This window comes from Marinifilum fragile JCM 15579 (assembly GCF_001310955.1).
Lineage (GTDB): Bacteria > Bacteroidota > Bacteroidia > Bacteroidales > Marinifilaceae > Marinifilum > Marinifilum fragile.
The window spans coordinates 1-11749 of record NZ_BAZX01000051.1 but is presented as its reverse complement, the minus strand read 5'-3'; the positions used below and the strand labels follow the sequence as shown (position 1 = coordinate 11749).

Annotated in this window: 10 protein-coding genes; 7 read left to right on the top strand and 3 right to left on the bottom strand. The window is 35.9% G+C overall.

Going from position 1 to position 11749, the window contains the following annotated elements; all coding sequences use genetic code 11:
• Nucleotides 1–318: 318 nt before the first annotated feature.
• The 6 genes from rpsO to JCM15579_RS19465 all read left to right on the top strand — a co-directional run bounded on the left by rpsO (nt 319) and on the right by JCM15579_RS19465 (nt 6968).
• The gene (gene rpsO / locus JCM15579_RS19490; RefSeq protein ID WP_054722921.1) at nt 319–588 is read left to right on the top strand and encodes a 30S ribosomal protein S15; all 270 of its coding nucleotides are present in this window, start codon (nt 319–321) and stop codon (nt 586–588) included.
• 99 nt (nt 589–687) lie between these two features.
• Nucleotides 688–2832: a polyribonucleotide nucleotidyltransferase gene (pnp, locus tag JCM15579_RS19485; RefSeq protein ID WP_054722919.1), complete on the top strand. Its 2145-nt coding sequence runs from the start codon at nt 688–690 to the stop codon at nt 2830–2832.
• A gap of 95 nt (nt 2833–2927) precedes the next feature.
• Nucleotides 2928–3416: a hypothetical protein gene (locus JCM15579_RS19480; RefSeq protein WP_054722917.1), complete on the top strand. Its 489-nt coding sequence runs from the start codon at nt 2928–2930 to the stop codon at nt 3414–3416.
• Between the two features lie 155 nt (nt 3417–3571).
• Nucleotides 3572–4207, top strand: a complete 636-nt coding sequence (locus JCM15579_RS19475) for a deoxynucleoside kinase (protein ID WP_054722915.1) — start codon at nt 3572–3574, stop codon at nt 4205–4207.
• A gap of 115 nt (nt 4208–4322) precedes the next feature.
• Nucleotides 4323–6047 carry a tetratricopeptide repeat protein gene (locus tag JCM15579_RS19470; RefSeq protein WP_054722913.1) on the top strand — a complete coding sequence of 575 codons (1725 nt, stop codon included), beginning with the start codon at nt 4323–4325 and terminating at the stop codon, nt 6045–6047.
• A 129-nt stretch (nt 6048–6176) separates the two neighbouring features.
• Nucleotides 6177–6968, top strand: a complete 792-nt coding sequence (locus JCM15579_RS19465) for an ATP-binding protein (protein WP_054722911.1) — start codon at nt 6177–6179, stop codon at nt 6966–6968.
• 1 nt (nt 6969) lies between these two features.
• Here the strand turns inward: JCM15579_RS19465 and JCM15579_RS19460 are convergent, their stop codons facing one another.
• The 3 genes from JCM15579_RS19460 to ggt form a co-directional block, all read right to left on the bottom strand.
• Nucleotides 6970–7506, bottom strand: a complete 537-nt coding sequence (locus tag JCM15579_RS19460; protein ID WP_054722909.1) for an RNA methyltransferase — start codon at nt 7504–7506, stop codon at nt 6970–6972.
• A gap of 87 nt (nt 7507–7593) precedes the next feature.
• Nucleotides 7594–8883: an arginine deiminase gene (locus JCM15579_RS19455; RefSeq protein ID WP_054722907.1), complete on the bottom strand. Its 1290-nt coding sequence runs from the start codon at nt 8881–8883 to the stop codon at nt 7594–7596.
• A 214-nt stretch (nt 8884–9097) separates the two neighbouring features.
• Nucleotides 9098–10786, bottom strand: a complete 1689-nt coding sequence (gene ggt, locus JCM15579_RS19450) for a gamma-glutamyltransferase (RefSeq protein ID WP_054722905.1) — start codon at nt 10784–10786, stop codon at nt 9098–9100.
• A 51-nt stretch (nt 10787–10837) separates the two neighbouring features.
• Here ggt and JCM15579_RS19445 point away from each other — a divergent pair, with 51 nt between their 5' ends.
• Nucleotides 10838–11518 carry a DUF4294 domain-containing protein gene (locus tag JCM15579_RS19445; RefSeq protein WP_157471569.1) on the top strand — a complete coding sequence of 227 codons (681 nt, stop codon included), beginning with the start codon at nt 10838–10840 and terminating at the stop codon, nt 11516–11518.
• Nucleotides 11519–11749: the final 231 nt, after the last annotated feature.

Genomic DNA, 11749 nt, shown 5'->3' with positions numbered 1-11749 from the left:
GCTTAAAATTCAATAAAAAATATTCTCACCTCCCCTTATAGAAATTACATTCAAATTGATTATCTTTTTAAGATGTAAGTGTATGCTGAGCTATATGTATTTATGGCTTTGATAGTCTAGAGTAGAATATTAAACTCTAATGTTGGGAGAGGAATATTATTTCCCATTAATAAAAAATCAGCTATTGCACTAATTCACAGTAAAATTAAATGGATGTTTTTCTTCAGATAAATTGCTTTGTAGAAAATATTAGTTAATTTTGCGAATTGATTGTGAAAAGCAATCTTTTAAATCAATTTAAATTTTAAAATAAGTATTATGTATTTATCAGCAGAGAAAAAGCAAGAGCTTTTCGAAAAGTACGGGAAGTCTAACAAAGACACTGGGACTGCAGAATCTCAGATTGCCTTGTTTTCTTACCGTATCGCTCACTTAACTGAGCACTTGAAGAAAAACAGAAAAGATTACAGTACCCAACGTGCACTGCAATTGCTAGTAGGTAAAAGAAGAAACCTTCTTGATTACTTAAAAGCAAAAGATATTGAAAGATACAGAGCTATTATTAAAGCTTTAAATATTCGTAAATAATATCATATTAAAGCAATCCCGAGTAATCGGGATTGCTTTTTATATATTGGCGACACCTTGTTGCTTATCCAATAAGAAGTTTGAAATAAACTACAAAAGATGAAAGTGATCGAAAAAATAATTGAATTAGGTGATGGAAGGTCCATCACAATTGAAACAGGGAAATTAGCAAAGCAAGCTGATGGATCTGTAGTAGTAAAAATGGGTAAGACCATGTTGTTGGCAACAGTAGTATCCGCTAAGGACGCAAAACCTGATGTTGACTTTATGCCTTTGTCTGTTGATTACAAAGAAAAATTTAGTGCATTGGGTCGTTTCCCAGGAGGTTTCATGAAACGTGAAGGAAGACCTTCTGATTACGAAATTTTAGTATCCCGCCTTGTGGACCGTGCTTTACGTCCATTATTTCCTGAAGATTATCACGCAGAAACATTCGTATCTATCAACTTGATTTCTGCTGATACCGAAACTATGCCTGATGCATTAGCTGGTTTGGCTGCATCTGCTGCGTTAGCAGTTTCTGATATTCCATTCTTAGAGCCAATTTCAGAAGTGCGTGTTGCAAGAGTTGATGGTGAATTCAAAATTAACCCAACTCGTACAGAATTAAAAGCTGCAGATCTTGATATGATCGTTGCTGCTACTATGGAAAATATTATGATGGTTGAAGGTGAGATGGATGAAGTTTCAGAAGCAGAAATGCTTGAAGCTATCAAAGTAGCTCATGATGCCATTAAAATTCAGTGCCAGGCTCAGATTGAATTGACTGAGATGGTTGGTAAAACTGAAAAGAGAGAATATTGTCATGAAGAAAATGACGAAGAATTACGTCAGTTAATTATTGACAAAACTTACGATAAGGTACTTGAAGTTGCACGTCGTAAGAATGCAAATAAGCACCAACGTGCTGAAGATTTTGCAGCAGTTAAAGAAGAATTTGTTGCTGAGTACTCTGAAGGAAAAGAGGAATCTGAAATTAATATGTCTTTAATTGGCCGTTACTACCACGACGTGGAGAAAGATGCGGTAAGAAATATGGTGTTGGAAGATAGATTGCGTTTGGATGGTCGTAAGACTGAGGAGATTCGCCCAATCTGGTCAGAAATTGATTATCTTCCAGGAGCACATGGATCTGCGGTATTTACCCGTGGAGAAACACAGTCTTTAACATCGGTAACATTAGGAACAAAGCTTGATGAGAAGATTGTTGATGATGTATTGTATCAAGGAAAAGAGAAGTTTGTTCTTCACTATAACTTCCCTCCATTCTCAACTGGAGATGCTCGTGCTTCACGTGGTATTAGCCGTCGTGAGGTTGGACATGGAAACTTGGCATATCGTGCGTTGAAAGGTATGATTCCTGCTGATTCGCCATATGCTATCCGTGTTGTATCTGATATTTTAGAATCAAATGGTTCTTCATCTATGGCAACAGTTTGTGCTGGAACTTTGGCTTTGATGGATGCTGGTATCCAAATTAAAAAGCCAGTAACAGGTATTGCAATGGGATTGATCTCAACTGCAGGTGCTGAAAAATATGCTGTTCTTTCGGATATTCTTGGTGATGAAGATCACTTGGGAGATATGGACTTTAAAGTAACTGGTACCAGAGATGGTATTACAGCTACTCAAATGGATATTAAAGTTGATGGTCTTCCATATGAAGTATTGGCACAAGCTCTTGAGCAAGCTCGTCTAGGTCGTCTTCATATTTTAGATAAGATTAGTGAAACTATTGAGGTACCAAGAGAAGACTTGAAGCCTCACGCTCCACGCATCGTTTCTATGGATATTCCAAAAGATATGATTGGTGCTGTTATCGGTCCTGGTGGAAAAATCATTCAGGAAATTCAAGAAGTAACAGGTGCTGTTATTGTAATTGAAGAAATAGACGGTAAAGGAGTAGTTGATATTTCTGCTGACAACAAAGAATCAATTGATGCTGCAGTTGCAAGAATTAAAGGCATTGTTGCAGTTCCTGAAGTAGGTGAGATTTACAAAGGGAAAGTAAAATCAATTGTAACTTTTGGTGCATTTGTTGAAATTCTTCCAGGTAAGGATGGATTACTTCATATTTCTGAAATTGAACACAGAAGACTACAAACTGTAGATGAAGTGTTGAAAGAAGGCCAGGAAGTAGAAGTGAAGTTGATTGATATCGACGCTAAATCAGGTAAACTTAAGCTTTCAAGAAAAGTATTATTACCAAAGCCTGAAAGAAAGAAAAAAGAAGAAAATAAATAATCGAGATATTTTTATTCTTAATCCCGGGAAATTATTCCCGGGATTTTTTTTTGTATATGCTTTGCCTATTTTAGCAATGTAAATAAAAGGAAAAGATGGAAAACAATTGGGTAGATCAGATATCTAAAAAAGTAGATCAACAAGCAAATGATTTTATATCGATAAAAGATTTTCGATTTTATCAGATTGAGAAATTGAAACGTATTGCCAAACTTTTGGATAGTCAAACTTCTTGTTTGGATTGTAAATATGCAAAAGCAGAGTTGGAAAATATCATTGATGACTTGGACCGATTGATTAACAAGTCAGGGGTGAACAGAAGTGAATACGAAAAGCGTGTTGAAAAACTGTTAAAGCATCTGAAAAATCAACACGGAGTTTATCAAATTCATCATTTTACTTATACCTACTCAGCCATATTTGCTTTGGTTGGAGTCGTTTTTGGCTTGCTGTTATCTTATGGAATGTTTTACAGTTTTAATCCAACCATATTTTTCCTATGCGCTGGCGTTGGGATGATTGTAGGTAACATTTTGGGTAATAGAAAGGATGGAGAATGTAAACGAAACGGAAAGCAATTGTAAGTTTTTTGTAACTTACTCAAAAATAACAGACTAAAAAATAAAGGAGTTGATCTTGATATTTTTTATCAAAATTGGCTCTTTCTTTTTTTAAAAAAGCCTGATATTTGCCCTTCATTTTCTATTTTTATGACTCCAAAAACGCAAATACATTTTTAATGGATTATAATTTTATTGTAATTGAAGGTAATATTGGTGCCGGAAAAACGACTCTTTCACATAAAATATCAGAGGAGCGCAATGCTAAACTGATATTAGAGCAGTTTGCTGAAAATCCATTTTTACCAAAATTTTATAAAGATCCTGAGAAATACTCCTTTCCATTGGAAATGTCGTTCTTGGCCGATAGATACAATCAGCTAAAGAAAGAATTAAGCGAGCGTGATTTGTTTAAATCTTTTACCATTTCGGATTACTATTTCATGAAATCCTTGATATTCTCTAAGCAGACTCTTCAGGATGATGAGTATACATTGTATCGTCAATTTTTTCATATCATTTATAACTCCTTGCCTAAGCCCGATTTGTATGTTTATTTGCACTCCAATGTTGAGAAGCTCTTATCGAATATCAAAAAGCGAGGAAGAGAGTATGAACAAGAGATTACCGCTGAATATCTTTTAAAGATACAGGATAGTTATTTTGAGTTCTTTAAACAACAACAAGATCTTAAATTTTTGGTGATTGATACCAATGATGTAGACTTTGTTAACCAACAGAGTGATTATGAGAAAATTACCAAGGCGATTTTCGAAACTCAATGTAAATCAGGCTTAAATAGGATAATTCTCTGAAAGCCCTGAAAAATCAAATAAAAAGACTGAATAAATTTAATTTGCATAAAATTTTCTTAAATTTGTTTTTGAACTAGAATATAATTTTAAAAGTTAAAATAATTAAGTAGTTGTTATGAAAAGATCAAAGGTTATTTCCTTAGCTTCTTTGGCTTTAGCAGGATTGGTACTTACAAGCTGTGCTGGCCTTAATAAGATGAAGAAAGAAGCAAGCGATATCAAGTATCAGGTGACTCCTGAAGTTTTAGAAGCACATGCTGATATGGTTGATGTAAAAGTTGTTGTTAACATTCCTGGCGGATATTTTAATAAAAAAGCCGTTCTTGTTGCAACACCTGTTCTTAAGTTCGAAGGTGGTGAAAAAGCTTTCCCATCAAAAACTTTACAAGGCGAGAAAGTTCAAGGAAACAATACTGTAGTTCCTTTTGAAACTGGAAAAACTATTACCTACACTGGTAAAGTTCCTTACGAGCAAGCAATGAGAATTTCTGATTTAGAAGTTAGAATGACTGCTAGCAAAGGTGAGCAATCAGTAGAATTCGATCCTTACAAAATTGCTGATGGTGTAGTTGCTACTGCTACTTTGGTACAAAATAACCCAATGAACATCGTTGGTAAAGATGCTTTCCAAAGAATTATTCCAGAAACTCAAGAGGCAGATCTTCACTACCTAATCAACAGCTCTCAAGTTCGTTGGTCAGAAATGAAAGCTGAAGATGTTAAGGCTCTTAAAGCTTACTTAGATGTAGTTAAAGCTGACGAAAAGAAGGAATACAAAGGTGTTGAAGTTTCTGCATATGCATCTCCAGATGGTAAGCAAGATTGGAACGAAAAATTAGCTGGTAAGCGTGAAGTTTCTTCTTCTAAATACATCAAGAAAGAAATGAAGAAAGCTAAAATGGCTGAGTATGCAGCTGATGATTTCTTCAAATCTAAAGTTACTCCAGAAGACTGGGAAGGTTTCCAAAAATTAATGAAAGCTTCTAACATTCAAGATAAAGAATTGATTCTACGCGTTCTTTCTATGTACTCAGATCCTGAAGTACGTGAAAAAGAAATCAGAAACATTTCTGCAGCTTTCGACGATGTTAAGAAAGAAGTACTTCCTAAATTAAGAAGAGCTAAATTCACTGTTAACGTTGACCTTATTGGTAAAACTGACGCTGAATTGAAAGATCTTGGTTTGAATAACCCATCTGAACTAAACGTTGAAGAATTATTATATTCTGCTACTTTAGTTGAGTCTGCTAACGATAAATTGAAAATTTACGAATCAGCTAAGAAACAATTCTCTAAAGACTGGAGAGGTTATAACGATGCTGGTATGGTATTATTCGGTATGGGTAAAGTAGCTGACGCTAAATCTAACTTCGAAAAAGCAGACAAGATTTCTGCTAACAACCCAGTTGTTAAAAACAACTTAGGTGCTGTTGAGTTAGTAAATGGTAACGTTGCTGAAGCTGAAGTTCTTTTTGGTGCTGCAACTGGAGCTGGTAAAGAAGTTAACTATAACCAAGGTATTGTTGCTATCATGAAAGCGGATTACGATACTGCAGTGAAGCACTTCGGTGACTGTCCTTCAGTAAACGCTGCTTTAGCTAACATTTTAGCTGGTAAAAACAATGTAGCTCTTGAAAAATTAAACGCTAACACTAGCGATGCTGCAATGGTATATTACCTAAAAGCTGTTGTAGGTGCGAGAACTGATAACAATAACTTAGTTTTCACTAACCTTGAAACTGCAGTAGCTAAAGATGCTTCTTTAAAATCAGTAGCTAAGTCTGATATGGAATTTGCTAAAGTATTTGAAGATGCTAAATTCAAAGCTATCGTTGAGTAATTAAGAATTACAAGATATATGAAAAGCGATCCTTTTTAGGATCGCTTTTTTATTATATATACCTAAAATATTTATTCTATTTTTTTATCTTAGACGATTCTTATTTAGGACTTAAACAAGGATAAAAAGATGGAGATTACAATTCCTCAAAAGCTTGCAAATAACTTTCAGGGCGTAGTGTTTTTTACCGATTTATATCATCGAACAAAAAAATGCTACGGTGAAGAAATTGTATTTAATTTTGAGGAAACCAAGGTCATTGAATCTAACTTGTTCTCTGTTTTGGGTTGTTTGATTTCTAGTTTGGAGAAGAAAAAAAACAAGCCGCGCTTCATTGGTATTCAGGAGCCAATTGCCAACTTATTTAATACAAAAAAATTGGTTAATGGTGCTGCCAAGAAAAATTTATGGAAGCATTTAATCAAATGCCAGAATTTTACAAGTTCTGACGAAGAGGCGTTGTCGGAGTATTTGGAGACCAAAATCTTTCCTGAAAGACCGGATATTAGCTTAAATCAACATTTGAAAATGGCAATACAGCTTTGTGTTGCCGAGGTTTTTAGAAATGCCTTTGTTCATAGTAACTGCCGCGAGGTTTTTATATCGCATTATTTCTCGGTATACAACAAAAAGTTATTTGTTAGCATTGTCAACAAAGGAAAATCATTTGTAGATATATCTTCTATCAATCATCCGATAGCAGCCGTGGAATGGGCTGTAAAAAGTGGTACTACAACATTTAAGGGTGATCACAAGGGAATTGGTTTGTTTACCATCAGGCAATTTGTGCAACAAAATCAAGGTAAGATTCAGATCTTGTCTGGAACTGCAGTTTGGAAACAAGTAAAACAACGAACCTTCTCAAAACAGTATGAGAAGGCTTTTCCGGGAACGATTATTACTTTAGAATTTAATATTTAGGCTATTTCTGATAGTTCATTTTCGAGAACAAATCCCAAAGAACAATTCCACAACTTACCGAAATATTAAAGGAGTGTTTGGTTCCGAATTGAGGAATTTCAATACATCCGTCTGAGGCATCAACAATTTTTTGTTGTACTCCTTTCACTTCATTTCCGAAAATTAATGCGCATTTTTTACTAGCATCAATCTCGAAATTTTCAAGAGATATGCTATTCTCGGCTTGTTCTACCGAGTAAATATCAAATCCATTTTCCTTTAATTTTGCAACGGCATCTTCGGTGTTTTTAAAATATTCCCACTGTACCGAATCTTCTGCTCCCAATGCAGTTTTGTGCAATTCTCTGTGTGGAGGAGTTGCTGTAATGCCACATAAATAAACAGCTTCGATTAAAAGTGCATCCGAAGTACGAAATACAGAACCAATATTATTTAGGCTTCTAACATTATCTAATACAATGATAATTGGGGTTTTATCTGATGCTTTAAATTCTTCTATGCTTTTGCGATCTAATTCGCTATTCTTTAATTTTCTCATTTTATTGTTCTGTATTCTTTATTGCGGAACAAAAATAAAAAAAGGAATCCGAATGGGATTCCTTTATATGGTATTTTGTGTAATTTCTTACCAATTAACTGGTTTACGACGAATCGGCATAGTCATGCATCGTGCACCACCACCACCACGAGGCAGTTCAGAACCTTCAATGGTAATTACATATTTTTCGTAATCAGAAAGTTCAACTTTATGGCGAATGATATCTTTTGCACGAAGAATTTCAAATCCATTCTTGTTCATCGCTTCCATTGTATGGATATTTCGACCATAACCAACAACTTTACCAGGACCTACAGCAAAGAAGTTTGCACCACTGTGCCATTGCTCTCTTTCCTGGTTCCAAGGATCATCATTTCCACCACAGAAAATCGGTTTAAGATCCATGCCTAATTTTTTCAATGCTTCAAGAAGATTGTTCTCTCTTCTAATATCAAGCACTTTTCCGTTTTGGATGGTAATGTGTACAGTTTGATACTTGTTAGGTCGCATGATTAATGGCTCGTATACCATACATTTATCAACATCAAGTAGTGTAAATACCATGTCAAGGTGAATGAATGATTCTGGTTGACTTGGTAATTCCTGTACCAAAATGTGACGTTGTTTTTCTTCTTTTTGCGATAATAACTGAGCAAGAATAAAATCAATACCTTGCGTTGTAGTTCTTGTCCCATTCCCAATCACTAAGATATCATCACGAGCGATTAGAACGTCGCCACCTTCAATCATACAATTCGGATCCACTGATGGATTATCGATTGGATTTACAGTTTTTGTATTAAAACCCGGAGTATAATCAAAAATTGATTGCATGATTAGTGATTCACGATCGCGAACACCATTAGCCATTTTACCAATCAGAACTTCGTTCAATACCGACATTGAAGCATCGCGGGTAAAGAAGAAGTTGTGAAGCGGACGCATTGCAAAACGCTCCTTACTCAAAAATTTGGTAAGGTTATCGCGCTTTAGTGGTACCCCTTCAATTAAAAGAGTAGCCAATTCGGTTGCATCCTGATCCAACAAATAATCTTTAATACAATAGGTATTGCCTTTAATACCTACCTGAGGTTCCATTAGGCAAATTTTATCAATAACAGCTTCTTTTGCTTTGTCGTTCTTTAGAACGTTAGCCAAAAGATCTTTAACCTGGTAAGTTTGTGCAATTTCTCCTAAAACACTGCTTAGTTGCTTGTATTCTTCTCTTGCAACAGCAAGGTTCAATATATCGCTGTAAAGTGCTCTTTCGGCATTTTCAGGAGTCATATTTTCGACTTCTGCACCCGGAGTATGAAGGATTACTCCTTCTAATTCACCAATCTCCGATCTAACATTTAATTCTACATACTTAGTCATGCCCGATCTGTTATGTCTTTTTTTAACTTGTTTGTTGTACTATATTGTGATTTGCAAAAGAAGTAAAAATTAAGTGCATCCCAAAAAATAGTCTTAAGTAAATTTCATGTTTTTTAAAATCTCCCCAAATACCTATTAATCTTTACAAATAGGAGGTTTGTGTATGTTTAATTAAAAATGACACTTATGTAAATAATATGTAATTAAGCAAGTTTTAGTAACCAGCAGCCTGACCATCTTTTCTAGACTCGGAAGCTCCGTAATATACTCCATTTTTTTCATCAAACATTATTGCCTGATATCCACCAAATCCACCAATGCTGTATTTTATACTATGTCCTTTTTGCATAAGCTCTCGTATGTTTTGATATGGGATGCCTGATTCAAGATTTACCCAACCACCATCTTTCATTTTTGTGCCGGTAGGCTGTGATGAACCTTCGTGACGAATTCGCGGTGCGTCTCCTGCTTCCTGAAGATTCATACCGAAATCGATTAGGTTAACTACGATTTGAGCATGTCCCTGAGGTTGCATGGCACCGCCCATCAAACCAAAACTGATATATGGTTTTTCGTCTTTTGTAATAAAGGCAGGAATGATGGTGTGAAATGGTCTTTTACCAGGAGCATAAACATTGGCATGTCCTGCATCCAGACTAAAAAGTTCTCCTCTGTCCTGTAGAACAAATCCAAGTCCATCAGGTGTCATTCCCGATCCCATTCCTCGATAATTACTTTGAATTAATGATACCATGTTGCCTTCTTTATCGGCAACGGTAAGATAAATGGTATTGCCTTGTTCCAATTCTCCAGCAGGATATTCTCTTGCAGCCTTATTGGGATCGATTAAGGCTTTACGCTCCTGTGCATATTCGTTTGAAATTAATTCCTTTATTGGTATTTCTGAAAAATCAGGATCGGTGTAATATTTTGCACGATCTTCGAATGCCAATTTCTTTGCTTCGATAAATGTATGCAGGTAATCTGTCGATGCAAATCCCATTTTAGCAATATCATAGTATTTTAAGATATTTAGAATTTGAAGCGCAGCAGTTCCTTGTCCGTTAGGAGGCAATTCCCAAATCGAATATCCTCTGTAGTTTATTGAAATAGGATCTACCCATTCTGATTTGTGTGAAGCCAAATCTTCGTAAGAAAGAAACCCACCTTGCTTTTTGATGTATTGGGAAATGGTTTTGGCGATATCACCTTTGTAAAAAGCATCGCGTCCGTCATTTACTATTTTTTCGTAGGTATTTGCCAAATATGGATTTCTATATATTTCTCCCTTTTGGGGCATTTTACCATTTGACATATAGGTTTCTGCAAAGCCAGGATATTTTTTCAATCTTTGAGATGAAAGATTCATGTAATAAGCGATGAGTTCGCTTACCGGAAAACCATCTCGAGCATATCGAATGGCTGGTTGAAGAATCTCTTTCATGTCCATCTTTCCAAATTTCTCGTGAATGGTAAACCAGCCATCTACACATCCGGGAACTGAAACAGGGAGTGGGCCATAGGCAGGGATTTTTCCGTTGGTGTTTTGCTGTAAATATTCGAGTGTAAGTGATTTTGGTGACCGCCCACTTCCATTCAATCCGTAAAGTTTTTTAGTTTTTGCATCCCAAAGAATTACGAAAATATCACCACCAATTCCACATCCCGTTGGTTCCATTAAACCCAAAGTTGCATTGGCAGCTATGGCAGCATCAACCGCATTTCCACCTGATTTAAGTATGTCGAGTGCAACTTGTGTGGCCAATGGTTGACTGGTACAGGCCATTCCATTTTGGGCAATTACTTCTGAGCGTGTTGCGAAATTGAATCCTGTTATTCGATCTTGAGCATTAGTATTTATTGAAAAAATCAGTAATAGAAATAAGGGGATAATTTTTTTCATGATGGTATGTTTTGGTAATTTCTTTAAAGATAGAAAGATTAACTTTGAATTGTGAAGCGATTAGTTGGATTGGGCATATTAATAATGGGTAGTATTTTGATTTTGTTGGGTACAGAATCAAATGCAAAAACTTGTGCTGAACTTAGAACCAATCTGGTATTGGATACTGTGGTTTTTGCAGATACCAATTTGCATGTAAATCTTGACGAAATCAATGTTAAGAGATACAAGAAACGAAAAAGAAAACACTATCGCAGTACCCGTAAGTATTGGCGTACGGTTCGCAACGTAAGAATCGTGTATCCTTATGCTGAGGAAGCCAATAATACCATTCTTCGTTTGAATGAACAATTGAAAAATATTCATAGTAAAAAGGAACGCAGAAAATTAATCCGGAAAGAATACAAAGGCTTGATGAAAGAGTACAAAAAGCCTTTAATGAAACTGAAGATTTCGCAGGGAAAGCTATTAATGAAGCTGATTGATCGAGAATCTGGAAATAGTAGTTATTATCATTTAAAGGAGTTAAAAGGATCGGTAACAGCCGTGTTTTGGCAATCTATTGCCGCAATGTTTGGTACTTCTTTAAAGGCAAAGTACGATCCTTTAGGAAATGATTGGATGGTAGAAGAAATTTTAGATCGAATTAAAAACAGGGAGTTGCCACCACCTTATCCATTGCCTTCCAAAAGGAAGTTTCCGAGTGCAAAAGAAATGGTTCCGAACACATAGGTATCCTTTCCGCATATAAAGGTAGTGCTTTCGCACACTAAAAAATTGTTCCGCACGCCTAGGTACCCTTTCCGCACATATGGGAAGTGCTTCCGCACACCAAGGTGGCTCTTCCGCACGCAAGGAAATCTGTTCCGCACGGCAAGGTGATTCTTCCGCACGCCGGGAAATTTATTCCGCACAGTGCGGAAATACCTGCAGTGAGTTCTGAGGGTCTGTTCATTAAAGTGT

Bases quoted from the DNA above. Each gene is read 5' to 3' on its own strand.
- rpsO (WP_054722921.1), top strand. From the start codon at position 319: ATGTATTTATCAGCAGAGAAAAAGCAAGAGCTTTTCGAAAAGTACGGG.
- pnp (WP_054722919.1), top strand. From the start codon at position 688: ATGAAAGTGATCGAAAAAATAATTGAATTAGGTGATGGAAGGTCCATC.
- JCM15579_RS19480 (WP_054722917.1), top strand. From the start codon at position 2,928: ATGGAAAACAATTGGGTAGATCAGATATCTAAAAAAGTAGATCAACAA.
- JCM15579_RS19475 (WP_054722915.1), top strand. From the start codon at position 3,572: ATGGATTATAATTTTATTGTAATTGAAGGTAATATTGGTGCCGGAAAA.
- JCM15579_RS19470 (WP_054722913.1), top strand. From the start codon at position 4,323: ATGAAAAGATCAAAGGTTATTTCCTTAGCTTCTTTGGCTTTAGCAGGA.
- JCM15579_RS19465 (WP_054722911.1), top strand. From the start codon at position 6,177: ATGGAGATTACAATTCCTCAAAAGCTTGCAAATAACTTTCAGGGCGTA.
- JCM15579_RS19460 (WP_054722909.1), bottom strand. From the start codon at position 7,506: ATGAGAAAATTAAAGAATAGCGAATTAGATCGCAAAAGCATAGAAGAA.
- JCM15579_RS19455 (WP_054722907.1), bottom strand. From the start codon at position 8,883: ATGACTAAGTATGTAGAATTAAATGTTAGATCGGAGATTGGTGAATTA.
- ggt (WP_054722905.1), bottom strand. From the start codon at position 10,786: ATGAAAAAAATTATCCCCTTATTTCTATTACTGATTTTTTCAATAAAT.